We start from the raw sequence: 24,409 nt of genomic DNA on the forward strand, positions 1-24,409 counted from the left end.
TTCTCACTTCATATCTTAAAGAATTTTTTCAATATCCTTTTCCAGGTCTTGGGGGCTGGTGGCCGGGGCAAAGCGTCCCACAACCTTCCCCTCCCTGTCGACTAAAAACTTAGTAAAGTTCCACTTAATGGCCGACCCAAAAAGCCCTCCTTGGGATTTTTTCAGGTCTGTATAGAGGGGACTTTCCCCTTCTCCGTTGACATCAACCTTTGCCATAACCGGGAAGGTCACAGAAAACATGTCTGTGCAAAAATTTTGTATTTCCTGGTTAGACCCGGGTTCTTGGTGTCCGAATTGGTTGCAGGGAAAGGCTAAAATTTCAAGGCCCCGGTCCCTATATTTTTCATAGAGGTCCTGAAGACCTGCATATTGTTTGGTAAAGCCACATTTTGAAGCAGTGTTGACAATGAGAAGAACCTTACCTTGGTAGTCTTTTAAACAAAGGTCCCTTCCTTGACTATCTTGAACGATATGGTCGTAAATCATAAAAATCTCCCTTCAATTTCTTTGTCTCTTTAAGAGGACTGAAAAACTAAATACCTGGCTAAATAAATCAAAAGAATAGATAGTAGGACACTAGCTAGGGCATAGAGGATACAGAGGCCTAACTGGCCCTTGCTTTCCAGGTTGAAAAGCTCAAAGGCCAGGGTAGAAAAAGTGGTAAAACCTCCACAAAATCCCACCTTTAAAAAGGCCACTAGCCTTTGGTCCAGGCCTCTTTTCTCTCCATAAAAGGAAAGCAAGGCCAAAAGAAAGGCCCCCAGCAGGTTAATGGCAAAGGTGGACCAGGGAAAATCTCCCTGGCTCTTAACTTGCCTACTTAAGAAATACCTCAAGCTAGACCCCAAAGCCCCTCCCAGGGCGACAAAAAAATACATTCTAAGCTCCTAGAAAAGAAAAAATGACCCTGGGGTCATTTTTCTTCTTCCTTAAAGGTTTGATCCAGGGTGTACCAGGGTAAAACAGCACACTTTACCCGGGCAGGTAGGTTTTTAATGGATTCAAAGGCCCTGGCATCTCCTAGTTTTTTCAATTTTTCTCTCTCTGTTACAGACCCGTTAATCATACCGATAAAGCTGTGGGCCAATTCTCTTCCCTCTTCTACCTTTTTCCCCCGAATGGCATCACACATAATGGAGGTAGACGCTTGGGAAATGGCACAGCCCTTTCCAGTAAAGGCTGCATCTTCAATGATGCCGTCTTTGACCTTTAATTGTAGGGTGATCTCGTCCCCACAAGATGGGTTGTGACCTGGTTCTGTATGGGTTGACCCTTCCAGCTCATGACGATTTTTTGGGTTGCGACTTTCTTCCAATACCAGCTCTGTATAAATTTTACTTAGATCCAAGTCCCATCATCCTCCTTACATCGTTTAAATGGTTCACAAATTGATCCACTTCTTCTCTTGTATTGTAAAAGGCAAAACTTGCCCGACAAGAAGCATTGATTCCAAGATAGCGGTGGAGGGGTTGCGTACAATGGTGGCCCGACCGGATGGCAATGCCATAGCTATCTAAAATTGAAGCCACATCATGGGGGTGAATTTGGTCCAGGTTAAAGGTTATTACAGACCCCCTGTGGTCATTTTTCACTGTATAGAGGTCTAGAAAGTCCATATCCTTGACTTGGTCATAGCAGTACTGGGTCAATTGACCTTCATAGGCATCAATTTCATCCAAGCCAATGGCTTCCAAGTAGCGAATGGCTTCCACAAGCCCCTTGACTCCTCCCACATTTTGAGTTCCAGCTTCAAAGCGCATGGGAGCCTTTAAAAAAGTGGAGTGGTCTTCGTAGACATACTCAATCATTTCCCCACCATAAAAGAAGGGAGGTAGGTCATTGAGTTTTTCTTCCTTACCATAGAGAACGCCAATTCCCATGGGAGCTAAAAGCTTGTGGCCTGAGAAGGCGTAAAAGTCACAATCCAAATCTTGAACGTCCACCTTGTGGTGGGGAGCCGCTTGGGCTCCATCTACGATGGTGTAGATGTCTTTGGACTTGGCCTTGGCCTTTTGGATAATCTCTTTTACCTTGGGCAGGGTTCCCAGGGTGTTGGAAGAAGCTGTCAAAGCCAAGATTTTTGTCTTTTCCGATAAAACTTGGTCTAGGTCTTCTTCCCTTAACTCCTTGCTATCCTTGTCGATATAGATATAGCGCAACTTGGCCCCGGTTTTTTCTGCTACATATTGCCAGGGGATGAGGTTGGAATGGTGTTCCAAGATAGTAATGACAATTTCATCCCCCTCCTTGACCTTGTTGAGGCCCAGGGTGTAGGCCAGGGTGTTTAAGGACTGGGTGGTATTGTTGGTAAAGATAATTTCATTGGGGCTCTGAGCGCCAATAAAGTCTGCCACCACTTGTCTTCCCTCTTCAAAAACTTCCGTTGCCACCTGGCCCAGATAGTGGGCTCCTCGATGGGGGTTGGCATTTTGAAATTTATAGTAGTCTGTCAGGGCATCTAAAACTCCCTGTGGTTTTTGAGTTGTGGCTGCACTGTCCAGGTAGACAATCTTTTTATCCCAGTCTTGACTCAAGTAGGGAAAGTCTTTTCGAATTTCTAAAATTTCTTCTTGAGTTAGCATAATCCCCCTCTTATCGTTTGTTCATCTTGTTTCTAAAATACTCCCAAATCGCATCCTTTTCCTCTTGGTCTTTTAAGAGGTCAATGGTGGAGGCATACTTGGACTCTACAATCAGGCTTTCGGCCAATTTGTGGTCAATGCCCCGGCTCTTGAGATAGAAGAGCAAGTCAGCGTCAATTTCCCCACTGGATGCGGCATGGTTACCGGCAATATCATCTTCATGAGACAGAAGAACAGGAACTGAAATATTTAAGACACTGTCATCTAAAAGAACGGCGTATTCCTCTTCACTGCCTTGGGATCCTCCACTGCCTTCTTTAAAGTCCAGGGTGGTCTTTAAGTTCTTTTGGGATTGGTCCATCAAGGCCCCGTTAATCAGGATATCGGCCTTGGTCTTGGGCTTGTGGTGGTTGACATGGTAGAGGATGTTGAGTTGGTCCTCTTCATGGCCAAAATAGATGCTTTTAACGTCCACATCTGCCTCTTGGCCCAGCAATTCCACCTGGGTGTTCATATAATTTTTAAGGGCACCCATCTCGTATTGTCTCAAGCGAACCTTGGCTTTTTCTTCCGCCAAAATAACCACACTCTCCAGACTCATGGACTTGTTTTCCTTTTGGATAATATAGACATTGACTTCCGCTGCCTTTTTGGCAATGATCCGGATTAGGGAGTTTCTAAACTTCTCTACTTGACCTTGGTCCTGGTAGGATAAAACCAGGCTTAATTTCCCCTCTTCTTCTACGATAATATCATGGGTGTCCAAGAGTTGGGGACAATCATCACTGGTGGTCAAGCGGATGGTTTGACTGGCCTTTACCTGACCCTTATCTGCCTGGTATTTCCGGTAGACATTTCCTTGGGTCCGGTTTAGGTCCAGAAGCTCTTGGGCCACACCATAGGAGTAGCCCTCTAATTCTGGCCGGTTTTCAAAGCTCCCTGTACTCTCTAAAGGAAAGGCTTGGGGCTTAATTTCCGGCAAGTTAATGGTCACATCATTTACTTTTGTATGCCTATAGGTCTTATAGGCTAATTTATTTCCTAATATTTCCATACTTCCTCCTAGCCTATGCTTCCTTCAAGCTCAAGATTAATCAGGTTGTTCATTTCTACGGCATATTCCATGGGAAGCTCCTTGGCAACGGGCTCTGCAAAGCCACGAACTACCATAGATTTCGCTTCTTCTTCGCTGATTCCCCGGGTCATAAGATAGTAGATTACCGAGTCATCAATCCGGCCAATGGTGGCCTCATGGCCAAAGTCCACATCCTTGTTTTCAATCTTAATGACAGGAATGGTATCGGCCCTGGATTGGTTGTCCAGCATCAAGGACTCACAAGAAGAGGAGGCCTTGGACCCATGGGCATTTTCCTTAATCTCTGTCAAGGACCGGTAGCAACAAATACCGCCGCCCTTGGAAATAGACTTGGAGTTGACATAGGATTTAGTGTCCGGTGCAGCATGAATCATAATGGCCCCGGTATCCAAGTTTTGTCCTGCTCCTGCAAAGGAGATTTGGGTCATTTCTGCAGCTGCTCTAGGTCCTACTAGTAAACTAGCTGGATAGAGGTAGGATACCCTGGACCCAAAGGACCCAGAAACCCATTCAATCTTTCCATCTTCTTGGATAATGGACCGTTTTGTATTTAAGTTGTACATGTTCCTGGACCAGTTTTCAATGGTGGAAAAACGACAAGTGGCCCTTTTCCCTACAAAGATTTCTACGGATCCAGCATGGATATTTAAAACATTGTATTTTGGTGCCGAACAGCCTTCAATAAAGTGGCAGTAGGCATCATCTTCTACAATAATCATGGTATGCTCAAACTGGCCTGCTCCCGGTGCATTTAAGCGGTAGTAGGATTGCAAGGGCACATCTACATTGACCCCCTTGGGTACATAGACGAAGGATCCCCCAGACCAAACAGCATAGTGGAGGGCAGCATACTTGTGGAGGTTGGGAGAAATCGCCCGACCAAAGTATTCCTTTACCAAGTCCTCATGCTCTCTAATGGCCGTATCAAAATCCGTATAGATAACCCCTTGGTCCTTTAAATATTTCTGCATGGAGTGATAGACCACTTCCGAGTCATATTGGGCCCCAACACCAGATAGGAATTGGTCCTTTTCCGCTTCAGGAATCCCCAAAGAATCAAAGGTGTTTCGAATATCTTCTGGCACATCATCCCAGTCCACAGACAAGTCTGCATCGGGGCTGATGTAGGTGGTAATCTTGTTGATGTCCACTTCAGAAATATCCGGTCCCCAAGTGGGATTTTCCAGTTCATTAAAAAGCTTTAAGGCCTTGAGCCGGAAGTCCAACATCCATTGGGGCTCATTTTTCTTGGCAGAAATCTTCCGGATAATGTCTTCGTTAATACCATTTTCCAGTTTATCCCTATATTTGACCTCATTCTTTAAATCGTAGATTCCACGATCAAAATCTTGGATTTCAGTCTTCTTTCTTTTGCTCATTATCTACCTCATCCTTTATCCAACCGAATCCTTTTGCTTCAATTTCATGAATCAAGGACTCATCCCCATCTTTGACAATTTCTCCATCCATAATGACATGGACTTGGTCAATGGGGATATTGTTTAGAATTTCATTGTGGTGGGTGATGATTAAAACAGAATTGTTTTCAGATAAGAATTTTTCAATCCCCTTGGATACAACCCGAACAGCATCCACGTCCAGACCAGAGTCTGTTTCGTCTAAAATGGCCAATTTAGGATTCAGGGTTAGGAGTTGTAAGATTTCATTTTTCTTCTTTTCTCCTCCAGAAAAGCCCACATTTAGATAACGGTCCAGGTATTTTTCATCCATTTCTAAGACATCGGCATAGTCTAATAATTTTTCATGAAAATCAATAATCCCAATGTTTTCTTGGTTGATTTCTTGGTTGGATGCTCTTAAGAAATTTTCCACCGTTAAACCAGGTACTTCCACAGGGCTTTGGAAGGACATAAAAAGCCCCTTCTTAGCCCGAACATCCGTACTATCTTCCAAGATACTTTCTCCATCCAAAAGAATATCCCCACCAGTAACCTTGTATTGGGGGTTGTTCATTAAGACATTGGCCAGGGTGGACTTTCCTGACCCATTGGGTCCCATAATTACATGGATTTCTCCATAATTTATTTTTAAATTAATCCCCTTGATAATCTCTTGCCCGGGAATCCCGGCATAGAGATCCTTCACTGTGAGTAAATTTTTTGTCATCACTTTCCTCCTTGCAAGCTTCCATTCTCTATTTAAAATTTCTATAACTATCAAATTGTACCTATCGAGTACACTTAACCTATATAAGGTTATCACTTGGGCCCATTTTTGTCAATGAAAAACCGGCCTTTTATTGCTATTTTAGCAATCTTTGAGCCATATTTAGCTTGAAATTTTTTGTGGGAATTTTTTCAATTTTATCCACTTAATTTTTTATAAATTTTCCCTATTTTTTATATATACCCAAGAAAACCCCTTATAAAAAATTTTTCTTCCCTCCTCCAATTTATTTTTAAATATAAAAAAGAGACCCCACAACGAGGTCTCTTTAGGCTTTATTTTTTATTACATCATACCCATGCCGCCCATGCCGCCTGGTGCTCCGCCCATGCCTGGCATTGGAAGGTCTTCTTTAATATTAGCTACAGCTGCTTCTGTAGTTAAGATCATGGAAGCAACACTTGCTGCATTTTGAAGGGCTGACCGAGTAACCTTGGTTGGGTCCACGATTCCACTCTTTGCCATATCGATAAATTCGCCATTGTAGGCATTGTAGCCCATTCCTGGATCCAAGGAGCGAACTTTTTCAACAATAACAGATCCTTCAACTCCAGCGTTTTCAGCAATCATCCGCATTGGTTCTTCAAGGGCCCGAAGAATGATGCTAACACCAGTTCTTTCGTCTCCTTCTGTTTGGTCTAAGAGTTTTTCTACTTCAGAAATACTGTCTAGAAGAACAACTCCACCACCTGGAACAATTCCTTCTTCTACTGCTGCACGAGTAGCTGCAAGAGCATCTTCAATCCGAAGCTTACGTTCTTTTAATTCGATTTCAGTAGCTGCTCCTACTCGGATAACGGCAACTCCACCAGCTAATTTTGCTAGACGTTCTTGGAGTTTTTCCTTGTCAAATTCAGAGTCAGAGTTTTCCATGCTGGTACGGATTTGACTGATGCGGTCTTCAAGAGCTGCCTTGTCTCCAGCACCATCAACAATAACAGTAAGGTCTTTTTCTACCCGAACCTTGGCTGCTCGACCCAACATGTCTACAGTAGTTTCTTTTAAGTCATGACCTAGGTCTTCAGTTACAACTTGTCCACCAGTTAAGATGGCAATGTCTTTTAACATTTCCTTACGACGGTCCCCAAATCCTGGTGCCTTCACAGCAACAACATTTAAGGTTCCACGTAATTTATTTAAAACAAGAGTTGCCATGGCTTCGCCTTCAATGTCTTCAGCAATGATAACAAGAGGTTTGCCAGATTGGACTAGTTTTTCCAAAATTGGAAGTAGGTCTTGGATGTTGGTAACTTTTTTATCCGTAATTAAAATGTAGGGATCTTCCAGTTCAGCTACCATTTTTTCAGAGTCTGTTACCATGTAAGGAGAAACATATCCCCGGTCAAATTGCATCCCTTCTACAACTTCAAGGGTTGTGCCTGTGGACTTGGATTCTTCTACAGTGATAACTCCGTCTTTACCTACTGTTTCCATTGCTTCTGCAATCAATTGACCTGTTTCTTCATTGGCAGAGGAAATAGCTGCAACATTGGCAATGGATTCCTTGGTATCGACTTCTTTAGAAAATCTCTTTAATTCTTCAACAGTCTTGTCAACTGCCTTTTGGATTCCCTTTTGTAGGATCATGGGGTTGGCACCTGCTGCCAGGTTCTTTAAACCTTCACGAATGATGGATTGGGCAAGAAGAGTTGCTGTTGTGGTTCCGTCTCCAGCCACATCATTGGTCTTAATGGCCACTTCTTTTAATAATTGGGCCCCCATGTTTTCAAACTTATCTTCAAATTCAATTTCACGAGCAATGGTTACCCCATCATTGGTAATAAGGGGTGATCCAAATTCTTTATCTAATACAACGTTACGTCCCTTGGGTCCCAAGGTTACCTTAACTGTATCTGCAAGTTGGTTGATCCCTTTAACAAGACCATTTCTTGCATCTTCTCTAAATTTAATTTCTTTAGCCATGAAAAAACCTCCTCTTATTCAACAACTGCTAAAATGTCTTCGTATTTAATTACGATGACTTTTTCGCCGTCAATTTCAAATTCAGATCCGGCATATTTTGAGTAAACAACCTTGTCTCCAACCTTTAGTTGGCCAGCTGTTTTTTCATCTTTATCTATTTCATTTGCCACTGCAAGAACTTCTGCAATGTTGGATTCTTCCTTTGCACTGGATGGCAAAACAAGTCCACCTTTTGTGACATTTTCTTCTTTTTCAACTTTTTTTAGGACCACGCGGTCTCCCAATGGTTTTAACATTCTATAACCTCCTTATGGTTTTGTTAGCACTCTAAGTCCTTTGTTGCTAACCATCTGTATCTAGTATAACCTATTATTTTCTTCTTTTCAAGTCTCTTCTTAAAAAATTTTAAGCCAGGATAAAAATATGGTAGACCAGGAGGACCAAGAGGCCTGGCAGCATGTCTCCTGCCTTGATTTTTTTCAAACCCAAGAGGTTGATTCCAATGGCCATGATCAAAAGTCCCCCTAGGCCTGTTAGGTCTGCCAGGGCAGCTGGAGTCAATAAAGGATCAATGAATTTTGAAAAAACTACAATGGCCCCCTGGTAGAGGCCCACAGTCAGTAGGGACCCATAGACTCCCGGCCCCAGGGTGTTTACCAGGACCACAGAGATGGTTCCATCCAAGATGGCCTTGGCATAGAGGGTGGCGTAATTTTTTTCTAAACCCGCTTGGAGGGACCCCACAATGGACATAGACCCTATACAAAAAAGCAGGCTGGCCCCAATAAAGCCCGTGGCAAAATTTGGTCCCCCCTCCTTGGCCAGCTTAGCCTGGAGCTTGTTGCCCCGGGCATAGAGCCGGTCTTCTAGGTTCAACTTAGTCCCCAGAATTCCTCCAAGAACCAGGGACAAGATTACCACCAGGTCTGTTTGAGTTTTTAGGGCCATGTCAATCCCCAGGTAGAGGACAGCCAGTCCCATGGCTGTCATTAAAAAATCTTCCAGCTTTTTATCCATAAACCTACCCGCCAAGCGGCCAAGGCTGCAACCGATAAAAATAGCCAACATATTTACAAGATTTGCCTGCATGTCATCCTCCCATCTGATTTAACTTGGCATGGTAAAAAAGTGCCTGTTGGGCATAGCCTGCATAGGGGCCAAAGAGGTCCTGAGCCAGGGCTTCATAGTCTTTTTCTGGAATTTTGGGAAAGTGTTCTTTCAAGGCCCGCTTCATCCAAACATCCACAGGGAAACCCTGCCAGTTGTGGAGGCCAAATAAGAGGATACAATGGGCCACCTTGGGTCCTACCCCACTGAGCCTAGTTAATTCCTTCATGGCCAGGTCCTTGTCTGCCACTTCCTTCAAGGCCTCCAAGTCCACCCGGCCTTCCAAAACCTGTTGAGTGGTCTTGACCAGGTATTGGTCCCGGTAACCCAGCTTGATCTTTTCCCGAAAATCCTCCCGGCAAACTCCTGCCAGGTCCTGGGGCCTGGGAAAGCTGTAATAGGTCCCCCATTGGTCTTGCTTTTGATCTCCATAGTTTTGACAAAGGGCAAAAAGCGACTTACGGATCCTGGGAATATTGGAATTGGCCGAAATGATAAAGGACACCACCACCTCCCAAAGGTCCTGCCTCAAGATGTGGATCCCTGAAGCAGCCTCCAGGGCCGGCTGTAAAAATTCATGGCTTGCCAGGGCCTCCTCCACAGCCTGGTAGTTCCGGTTCAAGTCAAAAAAATCCTCTAGGTCTTGTCTTGCCACTTGGCCCTGGACCTCTATCCAGCCATCCCCCTGGCAGGCCCAAATTCTTTGGTCTTTAAAGTAGACCAGGTAGCCCCTATCCAGGACTTGGGTCCGGAAGAACTGGCCACAAAAAAGGGTTTTTTCTAGGTCCATTCCTGTTTTTATCTTCATCTTTACTCTTCCTATAATAAGAAAAAGCTCTCCTGGGGAGAGCTTATGCTTGCTTCTACTATTTCTTTTCCGTTAGATAGTATGACAGAGTCAATAAGCTATCGTTTAAACGAACACTTTCCAAGACTACAGTTTCTGGTACCACCAAGTCTACAGGGGCAAAATTCCAAATGCCCTTGATTCCTGCCGCAACAAAGTCATCGGCAATTTTTTGGGACCCATCCTTGGGTACTGTGATAATCCCCACTTCTACCTTGTTCTTTTTGATGAAGTCGGCCATTTCCTCCAAGGAATAGACCTTGAGACCATCAATGACCTTGCCTATCTTCTTTGGATTTTTATCGAACATGGCCATGATCTCAAAACCTGAAGCCTTAAAGCCCGAATAGGTTGAAATAACTGATCCTAATCGACCTGCCCCAACAACTACAGCCTTATATGTCTTGTCGATACCAAGAATCTTAGAAATCTCCGTATGTAGGGCTTGGACATTGTAGCCATAACCTTGTTGGCCAAAACCCCCGAAATTATTCAAATCTTGGCGTATTTGCGAGGCCGTAAAGCCTGTAAGTCCACTTAGTTCTTGGGAGGAAATGCGATCAACGTTTCGGTCTAAAAGATCAGATAGGTAACGGTGATACTTTGGTAGGCGTCGAATGACGATGTCTGATACTTTTTTTATCTCTTTTGCCATATTTTTCCCTCCTGTTTTATAAATAAGATTCTATCTTATTTAGTATATCCGATTTTGGCCTTTTTTTAAAGTCTTTTTGTCAAGGATATACCGATTTTTCTCAATTTTTGATACAATAAATAGATGAAAGGAGCGAAGCATGGCACAAATTTCATTTCACAAGGTTTCCTACGCCTATGTTGTTGACCCCATCTTGGACCAGGTGGACTTTGTCCTAGAGCCAGGAGAAAAGGTTGGTCTTGTGGGCAACAATGGGTCAGGAAAAACCACCTTATTTCATTTAATCAAGGGAAATCTAAGTCCCAATTCAGGAGAAATCAACCGGATGAAGGACCTGAAGATTGGACTTTTATCCCAACATATGACCTTTTCAGGGACCGTTTACGACTCCTGTCTGGAAATTTTTGCCCCGCTTTTCCGTCTCCAAGAGACCATGCACCAAATGGAAGCTGACATGGCCCATGCCCAGGGGGATGACCTCCAGGACCTCATGGATCGCTACGCCAACCTCCAGGAGAAATTTATCCAGATGGATGGCTACAGCTACGAGTCCAAGATTCGGGGTGTCCTAACAGGCCTGGGCTTTAACCAGGACCAATGGTTCATGGACAGCCAGGACCTCTCTGGTGGCCAAAGGGCAAGGTTGGGCCTGGCCCAAATCCTCTTAACCCCCTATGACGTCTACCTCTTTGACGAGCCCACCAACCACTTGGATGTCAAGACCATTGAATTTTTAGAAAAAGCCATTAACGACCTCCAGGCCACTGTCCTGGTAATTAGCCATGACCGCTACTTCCTAGACAAGGTCTGCCAAAAAATCTTCTTCCTGGAAAACCACCAGTTAAAGGTCTACCAGGGCAACTACACCAAGTTCCAGGCTCGCCACAAGCTAGAACTAGACCTCTATCGCAAGCAATACCAAGACCAACAAAAGGAAATCAAGCGCCAAGAAGAAATCATCAAGCGCTTTACCAATATGGGCAAGGCCCGACTCATCCGCCAGGGCCAGTCCCGGCAAAAGCTCCTGAATAAGATGAAGCAAATGGACGCTCCCCTGGAGGCTAAAAAGACCATCCTCCGCTTTGAAACCAAGGTCCAAAGTGGTCAAGATGTCTTACGGGTCCAAGATGCTCAAAAGTCCTATGACCGCCCCCTCTTTCAGGGGGTCAACCTCAACCTCTACAAGGGAGACTCCGTAGGCCTCATTGGAGATAACGGCACTGGCAAGTCCACCCTGGCCAAGGCCATCCTGGGCAAGGTCCCCTTGACTGCCGGCTCCATCCAGTTGGGTGCCAATGTCCAGCTGGGCTATTTTGACCAAGAATTGGCCGACCTGGACTTGAACAAGACCGTTATTGATGAACTTTGGGACCAATATCCCAAGCTAACCCACTATGAGGTCCGGTCCTACCTGGCCAAGTTTTTATTTGTGGGGGACGACTTGTTCAAGACTGTAGATGAACTTTCCGGCGGAGAAAGGGGCCGTCTTTCCCTCTTAAAGCTCATGCTATCTGAAGCCAACTTTTTAATCCTGGATGAGCCCACCAACCATCTGGATATGGACTCCAAGGAAATTTTAGAAGATGCCCTGAAACTTTATGAAGGAAGCATCTTAACCATCAGCCACGACCGTTACTTTTTAAATGCTGTCAGCAACAAGATCTGGGCCCTGGAAGATGGACAAATCCATGAATTTTTGGGGAACTATGACTACTACCTGGAAAAAACCAAGGAGGAAGAAGACCTGGCCTTTGATGGTGGTCCTTCCAAGACCAGCCGGAAAAAAGAGCAAATTCGGGAACGTCAAGAGCAAAAAAATCGTAAAAAAGAAAAGGAAGACCTGGCCAAGTTGGAAGAAAAAATTGACCAGTTGGAAAAGGACCTAGCCCAGGTGGACCAAGACCTGGCCGACCCAGACCTCTACCAGGACCTGGACAAGACCATGGCCCTGTCCAAAAAACACCAAGACTTAGAAGACCTCTTGGCCCAGGCCATGGACCAATGGGAAGACTTTTTAAGCCAATAAAAAAACGTGTAGGAGAAATTTGATGTGTACCCATAAAACTGGACACAATATTTAATTAATTCGTTGTAGTGGATGCTAACCTATACTTTGTAGGTGGCATCCATTTTGTTTTTGATTGAATTCTTTCGTTATTGTAATAATCTATATACTCCTCTNTTTATGGCATCTTCGAGTGCTTTTGCTGCTTGGTTGACTTCGTCTTGGTTTGCATCAGTTCTTTCGTTAACTTCTTTTGCTTTTTCCAAGGCTTGGTCGAAGGTAGCTTTCACTTCTGGAGTAACCCAAGTCTTGCCTGTGTCCACGTCTTTTCCATCTTCACTCGTTGCATCTGCCTTCTTCATTGCTTCCGCTTGACTTAAGGCTTCTTTTAACTTCGCTTTATCTACAGGAGCTACAACTTCTTTTGTCCCATTTTCTGGAATATAGCTTGCCATAGCGTCTTTTAGTGCTTTTGCTGCTTGGTTGACGTCGTCTTGGTTTGCATCAGTTCTTTCGTTAACTGCTTTTGCTTTTTCCAAGGCTTGGTTGAAGGCGGTTTGGACTGCTGGGGTTACCCAGGTCTTGCCTGTGTCCACGTCTTTTCCATCTTCACTCGTTGCATCTGCCTTCTTCATTGCTTCCGCTTGAGCTAAGGCGGTCTTTAAGGCTTCTTTATTTGCCGGTTCTTCACCCTTAAGGACATGAACTTTCGCATAGGGTCTTGAAATAGCCATTTGCATTACATGTTCTGGGTTCGGGTCAGCAAAAGGTATTTCATTTTCTTGCAATTTTTCTGCTGATAAATGATAGTCTTTTGCCTCAGTAAACTTAATTTTTACCTTACCTTCACTGTCCGTTTTATAGGGTTGCCCATTGGAATCAAGAAGCTTTTCTTTGTTATTAAGGATGGTAATGCCTTCTAGGGAAGTTGGCTGCGAGCCTAGGGGACTTCTCTCTCCTTGTACTAACCGTATTTCAATCTCTTGTCCAGTCTTGGCCTCATAACTTTCTTGAGAGAAGTATACATATGAGTTGAAAAGATAGTTTTCACAATACCAGAAGTTCACATCATCGCCATTTTTGAGGACATAGTTATCAACTGTTGCCCCTATACCTGGTGCTTGTAGGGGATAGGCATTGTTCACATAATACATCCATCCACCGTACATGTTGTCTGCCTTCGTTACACTATCTCCACCAACATGGTTGCCAATTCTTGAAATATATCCACCATTTCCTCCGGCATCGAAAACAGCCTTGTCTTTCGTGTCTATCCCAGCTACTTTTGCCCCAGCTACTGCGGCTAATGTTGCTACCGGCTTATCGAATTTTACGTCTGTATAGTAGTCATACCCTTGTTTTAGATTTAAATTTGTTATTTCCAAATCTGTTGGCTCAAGAATTGTTTCTCTTGGCCCTTCAATCCGAACCTTTACTTTTACAGGTTGAACTTTTATAGTCATTTGACCTGTAATATCAGGCTTTCCTTGGATGTTTCCAAGTAGCTTAATATCACCTGATTTTATAAAGGTCACCATTCCCTTAGTTTTATCTACTTTAATGGCATCCTCTGGTTCACTTGTGATTTGAAGGTCTTCATTTGTTAAGGGTAAGTCTTGTCCCCTATATAGGACTTGTAGATTACAACTATCACCAATTTGATAGCTGTCCTTTCCATCTTTATCCATTAAGACAAGGTCTTGGTCATAAGATACCTCATCATAGGTGACTTCTACTTTTGTGTCTTCTTTTAACTTGAAGGTGTAGTTGTATTCTATAGGTGAACCCTTGAGCTCACTTGTCTTGTCTTCATCATTCACTTTAAATGCTTTTACTTTTTTATGCTCTGGTGCTTGAATCTTTATGGTAACTTCTTCTCCAAAGGCCAATTCTCCAGCTTGAGGCTCACTGGTTAAACCTTCACCCACTAAAGTAAGTGTCTTTTTTTCATTTTGTTTTGTATATTCAAAAATAACTTCTTCAGTTTTTCCAGACAAGGTCTTCGTTATACTGGTTGGTGTTTGATATCCAGGAATATCTTCCGCCTCAAAGGTGTAGTCTTTATTTGCCATATAGTAGTTTGCGGATACATCTGTAAAGAACTTTGTATAGTATTCAACCCTATCTGTGGAGACAATATAGTCTGTAAGATAGTGTTTATCCCCTTCCTTAAGTTCTCCAGTATCAAACCCATATTTTGGATGTTTGCCTTTGACTACTTTTTTCAATTCTCTTCCAACAGCAGTCTTGCTGGTTTGGATTTCCTTCCCTGTTTCTTGATCGATATATTTAATTGTTACTGAAACTGGATTTACAATAGCACGTGCGTTTTCAACAGTTGCTTTTCCCGATAAGTCATATACCTTGGTTAACCTTGTTACAGGTTGGGATTCGTCCTTATCTTTAAAGTTCCTAAAGAAGACTCCAGTTACTCTATTTGTTGCACCAAACTTTTCAATCCCTGCAGGTATTGTAATCTCTTTGATTTCATTTAACCCAAAGGCACTGTCATCTATCTGCTTTAGTGATTCTGGAAAAGTAACAGTCTTTAATTTTCCATCTTGGAAGGCACCTTTCCCTAAAACTTCCACCCCTTCTGGAATTGTAATGGTTTCTAATCCATTACCATAAAAAGCATCTGGAATCTGCTTAATCTTAATGCCATCTTCAAAGGTTACTTGCTTTAGGTTCTTGTTCATTGCAAACGCTCGGCCAGATAGGACTTCCAGGGACGCTGGCAAGTCTATCTTTTCAAAAGCATTTCCTTGGAAAGCCATATTTCCTATTTCTTTTATTGTGGCTGGAAGCTTCAAGCTTGTAAGGGGATCCTTTACTTTATTTCCATAGGAACCATGCTTAAATGCATCTTTGCCAATTTTAGTTACAGGTAGGCCTTCAATAGTATCTGGAATCACTAAATCAACTGGAACATCTAGTGTCTTGTACCCGGTAATAGTGACTTCACCCTTTTGTTCATCTTTTGTAAACGTAAAAGGTCCTGTATATTTTTCAATTTCTTTTTCTTTTACAGTAAGGGCAGCATAGGGCGCAATGAATTTTCCTTCTTGTCCAGCATCTGTCAAGACTTTGCCAATAGTTACATCATAATCCCCCTTCATGTCAGGAGCCAATTGGATGCTTGCAAGTCCATTTCCATCTGTCATTCCTTGGGCCACGACTGTGTCTTCTTTTTTTACGACGACGGTGGCTTTTTCTACGCTTACTTCCTCTAATTTTTGACTAACCGTATTATATTGTTCTGTCAATACTTTAATATTTAGACTTTCTCCAGCCTTTCCTGTGTAGTCTACCTTGTCAAAGTAAAGATATTTATTTTCGTTGTATCCACCAAAATAACGGAAAATATTCAGTTGATCTCCCTCTTTTAAGAGGCTGTCATTGGCTAGAGATCCCATGTCCGGCTTATCTGGATAGGTTGGCATTTTATTATTTACCTTGTAGCCTACATTGGTGGTTTCTACACCAAAAATCTTGCTAATAAAGCCAGAGTTATTGATAACTAAATACTTTTTAGGATTCTTTTCAAAATCTTCTCCATAAACGGCCCTATGGTAGCTAGCTAGGGCGTCTGCAACGGTCACCTTATTCTTATAGCCTTCCGGTTTTACATAGCCATATTTTTCTGCTGCTGATGATTGAACATCATAAAAACCAGACTTTTCTGAATAGGCATTTTCTTTATCTTGTGCAATAATCCGAACCTTTGCTAAGAGAGGATTTACTTTTGTCCTTGCTTCCTTAATGGCTGCGTCTAAATCTCTCGTGGCAGCTTCAATTTTTTCTTCTGTTTTTCCTTGATCCCTAAGGGTTTCTTTAGCTTTAGTAATCTCCCTTTGAAGGCTGTCCTTGCTTCCTTGGGGATATTGGCCTGGAGCCGGTCCCTCAACCATTTCTCCTAGAAGGGCTTCTCCTTCTTGGATTTTCTTGTCCAAGGCTTCTGTGGAAACTGCTGTTCCCTTAACAATTACCTTGACTTCAACAGGTTGCTTGTATAGTCTTTGCAGGAGTTGGTTTTCTGGATGCTTTTCTGCGGAATCTTTATACTGTGCACTGGAAAGAAGGGTGCTAATTGTTACTTCTTGGGCAGATTCTTGAGGATTTACTAGTAAATTCTCATGGCTTATAATGGCTGGATTGGAAGATTTAAAGCGCCTGTAGCCCAGAGATTCCATTTGGCTGCTGGAAAGAAAGAAATCAGCTATGATCCCTTTACCGGTCTTGTCATTTGCCTTGTAAATCCAAATCGGCTTTCCATTTTCATCCAAGTTCATTTCTTCAAAGGCATGGAGATCTTTGGTCACATGGTCCTTATCTTTATTTTGGCCATCGTTAATACCATCAAAGAAATGCTTCTTGGCTAAATCCATCATCTTAAGTTCAGTAGCCAGTTCTTCTTCTGTTACAGGTTTGATTGTAAAGGGAATTTTTTTCTCGACAGAAAGACCATCTCGGCTTATCTTTACAATGAGATTTCCTGTTAAGTCTTTAGCCTTTGCAAATCGATCTACATTTGCCTTGTATCCATTGATTGTTACAGCTGGTGTGTCCGTAGCAACTGTAATTTCCCCACTCTTAAATACATTTTCCCCTTGGTCATCTGTAATTCTTGTATAGCGAAGAAGTTGTAAATCTCCCAACACTTGATTGAAGTCTACTTTAGACCCATCTTTAGAATATTTAATATTCTCAGGAAGATAATACTTGTCTAGTAAGGCTTTTAAACCCTCTTCTGTGGTAGCTTCTTCTCCTGTCCCCTTTACAGTAATGGTATATTCTTTTGTCTGCTTTTGGAAATCTTCCGGCTTTTCAAGCCTACCTGTATTGTGTAGTACACTATCATTTGCAATGAATGTGGCAGTAAGCTTTACCTTTGTATCTTCCTTTGGTTGGGTAAAAGCGAAGTTTACCTTATTGTCAAAGTCAGGGCCTGAAACCTTGAAAATTTCTTCATGGTCTGTAGACCAGTTCATCTTGGACCAGGAAGTACGGGCATGCCCTGTAGTATACACAGGTAATTTAAAGGACTTTTCAATCCCATCTGGATTGACCCCTGCCCCTAAAGCCTTTTTAAAGTCAAAGTTATTTGCTTCTTCTTTGATTTTCCCATTGAAGTAGTCTTGATCCCATGCAATCATGGCACGCATGTCTATGGGTTCAGATAAGGCTTCTCCTAATTTGAATTGAATCTTGAAACTAATATTTTCAAAGTTCATTCCATAGGGGTTCAGCTCTTCCCTCTTGACATATTCAAGACTACCATCTGTTTTAACATAGTTCTTTTCATCTACACTGGCAATAACCGGTTCAATATTTTCCACATCTACACCGGATAACATGCTTAATCGTTCTTTAATCAGTGGAAGAACATTTTTATTCTCTTGAAATTTTGGCCAAAGCGTATTACTTGCTTGGAAATTATCCCTAAAGGCTTGGGCAACCTTATCAACCTTTTCCTTGTTTTGGTCTACAACAGGCTCTTTTTCTAACTCTACTTCTAGTGTCTTATTTTCATCAGTTACTGTGAAGTCTTGAACTTTTTCCAGGTAGCCTTCGGCTGTCACCTTAAGTGTGTAGTCTCCTGGAAGGAGTTTATATACTCCTTCCGGTGTTTTTCCAAAAACTTCTTGGCTGTCTTTTTTCGTTACCACTATTTGAAGCTTTTCAATATCACTTGGAAGAACCTTCACACTTACATCGTAGCCGGCCTTCTTTGTTCCTTTTTGGGCCTGGTAGTTATTAATGCTTTCCTTTAAGGCTGCTTTAGCCCTATCCACATCTTCCTTGTTTAAGGATGCTGGGTTGTCCCCACTAAACAAGTTTTCTAAGTCTTTTACTGCTTTTTTATAGTTTTGGTCTACTTCTGGAGTAACCCATGTTTGACTTGGATCAACGTCCTTTCCATCTTCACTAAGGACATCTGCCTTAATAATGGTCTTGGCAAGACTTGCAGCATCTTTACCAAATGGATCGTCTGTCCTATTGTGATTTGACAATCCAATGTTTGATGGTCGACCCGTTTTGCCGGAGGAGTCATAATAGGTTATGCCAGGGAAATCCGTTACCTCTTCAGCACTTGTATCAACGATGCTTCCTCCGCCAATACCCAAAATTTTTGGTTTTCCTGGAGCCGCAGAATCTTTAATTAGATAGAAGTTTTCTGTGATTTGATTGTATTTATTTAGGGAGTTCATATAGCCAATAGCTCCGGCTACATTTTCTGCCCCCCCTACCTTGCCTAAAAATAGGTTTCCTTGAATCTTGCCAATACCATTTTCCCAAGCTTGCTTTTGATTAGTTTCGCCACCAAAAAGTCCTCCAACCTTATTTTTGCCTTCTACTTCTCCTATAACCAAGGAGTTGGTAATGGACACGCTTGGTGTATTGGCTGATGGGCCAAAGCTTCCGCCATCATATCCAGCTCCAACAAGCCCACCTACAAAATCTCCTGTTCCAATGACACTTCCATGGAAAATAGAGTCCTCAACACTAAAGGGCCCCATAGACTGTCCCTTAGCACCTACTAGGCCGCCTACATATTTTGTTCCATAGACTGTAGCGTAGCTAATGGAGTTTTTAATGGTCCCATTAAAATCCCCTGCAAAAGACCCAATCTTTTCTTGGTCTTTCTTATAGCCTATAATAACTTCCTTTTCTATCTTACAGTTGCTAATGTTTACAACGTTAGAGCCGGAAGCATAGCCTCCTAAAAATCCTGATTTTAAGATTTTACTTCCTGCCTTGATTGTTACATTGTCAATATCAATAGCTGGAGCTCCATAATCTCCTACAGAATAATTGTCCACTAGCCCATAGCCATTGATTTCTGGACCATAAATATTCAGGTTTTCTACTTTTGCATAGGACACATTGCCTAATAATGGCTTTCCACCCTTGGCCACTGTCAGAGTGTGGTTGTCCCCATTAATATTTCCGGCAAAGTAATTGTTTTTTGGATGCCTTCCTAGGGGTAGCCAAGCTTTTGGAAGTTCCAGGTCCGTTGTTAGTTTAAGAAACTTATCTTTATAGGATTTTTGATCTACGTTGACATCTTTTTGTAGTCGATTTAAATCCTCTAAGCTCTTGATTAAATAGGGGTTTTCTTCAGTCCCTTCCCCTTCCCAAGTCGCTTCTTTCACAGTAAAGTTTACTGTGTATTCTTTTGTCTTATCACTATTTTTTGCTTTAATAAGAACTTTTCCCTGTCCCGGTAATTTTGTCGGTTGGGTGATTTCCACTTGGGAACTTTCATGCACAGGGCTTGCCTTTAAAGTAGGGAGGTCTACTGTTCCGGCTGGTAGTTCTACGGTATATTCCGTCTTTCCCTCTTCAAGGGGAATTGCTTGGTCGTTATAGCTTAGGGTCTTTAAGTCTACAATATTCTCAGGATCTTCTAGGCTAAAGTGCACATTATACTCTTTAATTGTCGTCCCATTGGGAGCAGTCACCTTAACAAGGGCAGACCCGGGCAAGCTACTTGCTTGTGTAAGGGCCACACTTGCCGTATCTTCCATGGCTTCTGCCGCTACTTGGGGAACTTGACTTGTTCCTGCCGGCAATTTTATATCATAAGAAGTTTGCCCATCTACTAGATCAATGGTCTTCCCATCATAGCTTAAGCTTTTAAGGTTGGCATTATCTGATAGCTTCCCTGTTACATGGACTTCCATAAAGGGCATAGTCGTACGGAATAGACCATTTTCGCCAATATGTTTTGCAGATACCGTATGTCTACCGGGGTCTACAAGGACAATTTGGGCCTTTCCCTCTGCATTGGTTTTGACCACTTGGCCATCTTTTTTATATTCCTTTCCATCTACATAGATGGTGGCGCCTTGGTACTTACCTGTTGTTGTCTTGCCACCCATTGTTTCATAATGGGAATAGGATAGGTCAAGGTCTAAAGGCTTTCCTGCTTCTACTGTGGCTTCTTTTTTATCAAACCAGGTGTAGTAGTTATTGGTATAGTCTTCAACAAAGAAATAACGGATATAATCCTGGTCTAGGGCCGGAGCTTCCTTTACTCCATAACCGGAGTAGAAGTAGTTGATGTAATACATCCATCCAGAACCATCCCCTGCTTCCCTTTTTGCCTTTAGAGCAAACATTTTTTCAATATAACCCTTATTTACTTGTTCTCTGAAGTCTTCTGTAAGTTCCTTAGGTGTCTTGTCTTCCATGACCTTGATTAAGGCATTGGCTGGTGTTGCATACCGCTTATTTATAGGATATCCCTTTGCATCCTGAATTTCTAGGTCTTGGCTTGTAATGGTTACCTTGGTGGGTTCAATGATTTGGTCTTTATAGCCTTTTTTTCCGTTATAGCGTTCATCCCCTACCACAGATAGGGTTACTTCAACCTGGTCTCCATATTCTACGGTAAAATTTTCATCCCTAAATATGGGGGCTGATGGGTTCTTTTTATTTCCATCTTCGTCTGTTATTGCTGTGATGATTTGTCCTGGTCCCGGTTTTATTTCTTGAGGGATTTGTGCCGAAGCCCCTTCCTCCACCTCTTGTGGCTTAGAGCTTAATCCATCTGCGTCTGTAAAAGTGACCCTATATTTTGGCTTTGCCGGCTGTGCTTCCCCATAAATGGGGAGAGGACCTGCCGTTACCATTAAAAGAAAAGCCAAAAATAAGGATACCACTCTTTTCCAGTTTTTCATGCCAGCTACTCTCCTTTCATCCATTACTTATTCTCTTTACCTGTATCCATACGGTATAGGACTGTTGCTACTTCCGCTCTAGTTGACAGGTCTTTTGGCTTAAAGTTTCCTTCCGGAGTTCCATTTAAAATTCCTGCCAGATACATCTTTTCAATAGATTCCCTTGCCCATCCTGCAATTTGGCCTTGGTCTTTCAAATCTGCCTTTTGACTTTTCTTCAAATTAACCTTTTTATAGGTCAGGTAGTCATCCATCATCTTTGCCATTTCTTCTCGACTTATCTTCCGGTTGGGTTCAAAGTAGCCACTTCCTGTCCCTTGTGAAATCTTATTCTTCAAGGCCCACTCTACATGGGCAGCGTAGAAATCAGACGCCTTGATGTCTTTAAAGCTGGTATTTGTTGGATGATCTTTCACTCCATCCATCCGTCCCAAGATAGTAATCATCATACCCCGGGTCATATGGGTGTTTGGACCGAATTTTTTATTTCCAATCCCATAGAAATATCCCTTTTCTGTTACATAATCAATGGCTTTTTCTGCCCAGTGGCCATCCACATCTGTATAATGTTTGTTCCCAACACTTTCTTGGGCACCCAGCTTTTTCTTTTCTAGGATTTCTTTCTTTTCTGCTTCTGTTAATTCGTCCAGCTTTTTAAAAGTAGCTGTAATAATGTCTTTGTCTTTCACATTGTCCACAGTCAGGGTATAGCTATCTACAATGCCAATGTTTCTTCTATCGATAAAAACACCTGTTAAGACATAGCCTGGATCTGGTTTAAAGGTTAGGGTAACAGGAACTGTCTTGGTTACCTTCACCCTTCCTGATGGGTTAATCATGCCACCTTGGGAGTTGCGAACGGTTACAAAAACCGGTTTAATCCCCGTTCCGTCATCATCTTCAATCCCTTCAACATAGCCGCCAATATCCTTACCTAAGTCACGAGTATATATCCATTCCACATAGTCTCCTGCCTTTATAGGGTGCAGGGAAGAGGAGTGGTTTGGAAAGACTCCATTGACTCGGTACATCCAGCCACTATAGGGTCCGCCATCAAATTCAGAAAGTCCTTCAATGGTGTTGACATAGACCCCCTTATAAATCTTGTGGTAGTTATAGTTATAGGATAGGCCTGTTTTTTGTAAAATGGAAAAGGCGGTGTCCTTTCCTGGAATAATTTGATAGGCTGTCTTGGCCTTCATGGTCCATCCATTGGGGTGGATTCTTGGACCCGGTGGTACAATAACTGAAACATAGGCTGTGTTTTTGGGTTGTTGGTCAGGATTTAGGGGGTCTCCCGGTACAGGGGGTAGTTCTCTGTCCCTAACAAAAATATAAAAACTTCTTTCTAGCCCTAAATAAACAGCCTTAACTAGCTTTCGACCACTTGTTTCTGTATCGAAACCTTGTAGGTCAATAGATTCAGGCCCTACTCTTTTACTGGTTCTATCACTAAAATAGACAATTCCTTCTAAGTCACTTTTATCCAAGGCTTCTCCTACAAAGTAGACTGTCTTTGGATATCGAAGAAGCTCTAGGCGTATTGGTGTAACCACTGAAGCAAAACTTTTTGTTGGTTTCGGAAAACGATAGATATTTTTCTTGTCCCGATAGGCAATTAAGGCTTGGTATGCCTGTTCCATTGCCTTCCCATTTAATTGAAAATTATCGGTGTAACCAAAGTAATCATCAGCTGTTTTAAAAGAAAGAAGGCCATCTAAAACAGACTTGCCATTTTTTATAAACCGAGAATCTGTATGGGAATCAAGGCCTAAGTTTTGTAGGGCCAAAATTACCATGGCTGTTGAGTTTGCATTGGGTCCTGCCCCCCAGGCTTCATAGGCTCCAGCATGGTCCCCCGTCTCCGTTTGCATGGAAGACAGTTTACCTAGGGCTCTATCCACCGCCGTTTTTACCTTGTCTTGACCATAATAAGGGGCCAGAGCTTGGATTGCCATGGCGGTAATATCAACATCTGAAACACCCTGGTTGTTTAAATTCCATCCCCCATCATTTAGTTGGTTTTTAAGAATGTAGTCAATCACTTTTTCTCGAGTCCAGGTAGACCCTTGGGGAATGGGATATTGACCACAATCATAGGCAATCAAGGCAAAGATATACCCATTTAAGGTGCCCAGTCCATCCCCATACTGGCCCTTTTCATACTTGGCAATTTCTTCAATAATATTCACTACTCTTCCATCCGCCAAGGGGAATTTTTGGACATCATAGCCCAGGGCTGTCAAGGAAATGGTCACCCGCTCTAAGTCTGTAGACGAAATTTTTTCTTTCACAATTTTTTGTGCTGCTGTGATTAGGGCTACTTGGTCCACCTTATCATGGTGGCCCAGGAAAGATAGGGACATGGCCGCCCAGTCATCTGAAGACCCACTATAGTAGTCCGTAATTTTCTCAATACTTTGTTTTATCACAGTATCCAAACTGCGATTAGGGTTTTTTACAGGAACTAAAATTTTAAACTCGAAAACCTTCTTTTGGTCTTTCGATGTTACTTTATAAAAGAAAAAGACAATATTTGAACCCTCGTCGTTGTCCCTTGTCACCTCTACCTTGATATTTGGGTTTGCCATTTGAACATCTGCTTGAAGGTCTTTTAAGTTTTCTACAACAGGTGCGTCATCCTCGAATACTTGGTAAGCAAGTTTTGCTTTTTCTGTAGGATTGTCTACAAACAAGGTCCGGGTCTGCTTATTTCCATCTAAAGTCCAAGAAATGCTGATTTTCTTGGGGGTGACAACATCATTTGCAAGTATTCTTGCTTCAAGATCTGCCTTTACTGGTCCGTCTTCTAGCTTTGCCACAAGTTCTTTTGCCGTGTTTACAGCCTTTAATATCTTTTTCTTGTCTTTACTTTCTAAGTTTTCCAAGGTTTCAACGGCTTCTCTAGCAGCCTTTACATCTTTTGTCTCTTCTTGAGGTGACTGTACCCCACTGGCTATCTTCTCTTGAGAGACTTCTAGCTTTTCGTCTTGCTGGTCTGGGGTTTTTTCTGTTTTTTCTTTTGCCTGGTTTTCTGTCTTCTTGCTACTTTCTACAAGGGTGTTTTCATTTTTTGCCCCAGTCAAAACTGCCTTGTCTTGGTTTTCAGCAAAAGAATGAAAAGGAACCGATGTAAACAAGACGAGAAGGGCCAGTATTAACGATACTTGTTTTTTCATTTCTACCTCCTTACAGTGTAAAGGGGGCCTTAGAAAATCCAAGGCCCTTTTTACTTTCTTATTTCACGACTCATTTCCTCCTAGTTGGAATGAATCTGCTACATACTTTCTATATCAGCCTTTATCCCACCTCTTCCATGG

The 24,409-nt window shown here is 42.5% G+C and carries 16 protein-coding genes; 1 reads left to right on the plus strand and 15 read right to left on the minus strand.

The window, feature by feature from the left end; genetic code table 11:
• Window positions 1-15: 15 nt before the first annotated feature.
• From CS898_RS03385 to CS898_RS03440, 12 genes are all read right to left on the minus strand, one after another.
• Window positions 16-486 carry a glutathione peroxidase gene (locus CS898_RS03385; protein WP_099208098.1) on the minus strand — a complete coding sequence of 157 codons (471 nt, stop codon included), beginning with the start codon at window positions 484-486 and terminating at the stop codon, window positions 16-18.
• Window positions 487-515: 29 nt separating this feature from the next.
• Window positions 516-878, minus strand: a complete 363-nt coding sequence (crcB, locus tag CS898_RS03390) for a fluoride efflux transporter CrcB (protein WP_099208099.1) — start codon at window positions 876-878, stop codon at window positions 516-518.
• Between the two features lie 35 nt (window positions 879-913).
• Window positions 914-1,348, minus strand: coding sequence for a Fe-S cluster assembly sulfur transfer protein SufU (sufU, locus tag CS898_RS03395; RefSeq protein ID WP_099208100.1), 435 nt, complete (start codon window positions 1,346-1,348; stop codon window positions 914-916).
• Complete coding sequence (locus tag CS898_RS03400; protein ID WP_099208101.1) at window positions 1,335-2,582, minus strand: aminotransferase class V-fold PLP-dependent enzyme; 1,248 nt, start codon at window positions 2,580-2,582, stop codon at window positions 1,335-1,337. The genes sufU and CS898_RS03400 overlap by 14 nt, the downstream gene beginning before the upstream one ends.
• Before the next feature lie 10 nt (window positions 2,583-2,592).
• A complete protein-coding gene (locus CS898_RS03405; RefSeq protein ID WP_099208102.1) occupies window positions 2,593-3,636 on the minus strand; it encodes a SufB/SufD family protein in 1,044 nt (347 codons plus the stop codon).
• A gap of 8 nt (window positions 3,637-3,644) precedes the next feature.
• Entirely contained in the window at window positions 3,645-5,057 is a 1,413-nt protein-coding gene (gene sufB / locus CS898_RS03410; RefSeq protein WP_099208103.1) for a Fe-S cluster assembly protein SufB, read from the minus strand.
• Window positions 5,035-5,805: a Fe-S cluster assembly ATPase SufC gene (sufC, locus tag CS898_RS03415; RefSeq protein ID WP_009430605.1), complete on the minus strand. Its 771-nt coding sequence runs from the start codon at window positions 5,803-5,805 to the stop codon at window positions 5,035-5,037. Before sufC ends, sufB begins: the two co-directional genes overlap by 23 nt.
• Window positions 5,806-6,150: 345 nt before the next feature.
• Complete coding sequence (groL, locus tag CS898_RS03420) at window positions 6,151-7,788, minus strand: chaperonin GroEL (RefSeq protein WP_009432031.1); 1,638 nt, start codon at window positions 7,786-7,788, stop codon at window positions 6,151-6,153.
• Window positions 7,789-7,802: 14 nt separating this feature from the next.
• On the minus strand, window positions 7,803-8,084 hold the full coding sequence (locus CS898_RS03425; protein ID WP_009430354.1) for a co-chaperone GroES: 282 nt from the start codon (window positions 8,082-8,084) through the stop codon (window positions 7,803-7,805).
• A 109-nt stretch (window positions 8,085-8,193) separates the two neighbouring features.
• The gene (locus tag CS898_RS03430) at window positions 8,194-8,877 is read right to left on the minus strand and encodes a DUF554 domain-containing protein (RefSeq protein ID WP_099208104.1); all 684 of its coding nucleotides are present in this window, start codon (window positions 8,875-8,877) and stop codon (window positions 8,194-8,196) included.
• Window position 8,878: 1 nt separating this feature from the next.
• On the minus strand, window positions 8,879-9,703 hold the full coding sequence (locus CS898_RS03435) for a DNA-3-methyladenine glycosylase family protein (protein ID WP_009430979.1): 825 nt from the start codon (window positions 9,701-9,703) through the stop codon (window positions 8,879-8,881).
• A 58-nt stretch (window positions 9,704-9,761) separates the two neighbouring features.
• Window positions 9,762-10,397, minus strand: coding sequence for a redox-sensing transcriptional repressor Rex (locus tag CS898_RS03440; protein ID WP_009431084.1), 636 nt, complete (start codon window positions 10,395-10,397; stop codon window positions 9,762-9,764).
• 139 nt (window positions 10,398-10,536) lie between these two features.
• Between CS898_RS03440 and CS898_RS03445 the strand changes: the two genes are divergently transcribed.
• Window positions 10,537-12,423 carry an ABC-F family ATP-binding cassette domain-containing protein gene (locus CS898_RS03445; protein ID WP_099208105.1) on the plus strand — a complete coding sequence of 629 codons (1,887 nt, stop codon included), beginning with the start codon at window positions 10,537-10,539 and terminating at the stop codon, window positions 12,421-12,423.
• A gap of 55 nt (window positions 12,424-12,478) precedes the next feature.
• Here the strand turns inward: CS898_RS03445 and CS898_RS10165 are convergent, their stop codons facing one another.
• From CS898_RS10165 to CS898_RS03455, 3 genes are all read right to left on the minus strand, one after another.
• Window positions 12,479-12,568: a hypothetical protein gene (locus CS898_RS10165; protein WP_099208168.1), complete on the minus strand. Its 90-nt coding sequence runs from the start codon at window positions 12,566-12,568 to the stop codon at window positions 12,479-12,481.
• Window positions 12,552-21,113, minus strand: a complete 8,562-nt coding sequence (locus tag CS898_RS03450) for a leucine-rich repeat protein (protein WP_099208106.1) — start codon at window positions 21,111-21,113, stop codon at window positions 12,552-12,554. The genes CS898_RS10165 and CS898_RS03450 overlap by 17 nt, the downstream gene beginning before the upstream one ends.
• Window positions 21,113-24,268: an S-layer homology domain-containing protein gene (locus CS898_RS03455; RefSeq protein WP_099208107.1), complete on the minus strand. Its 3,156-nt coding sequence runs from the start codon at window positions 24,266-24,268 to the stop codon at window positions 21,113-21,115. Before CS898_RS03455 ends, CS898_RS03450 begins: the two co-directional genes overlap by 1 nt.
• Between the last annotated feature and the right edge of the window lie 141 nt (window positions 24,269-24,409).

Source organism: Urinicoccus timonensis (assembly GCF_900232945.1).
GTDB lineage: Bacteria > Bacillota > Clostridia > Tissierellales > Peptoniphilaceae > Urinicoccus > Urinicoccus timonensis.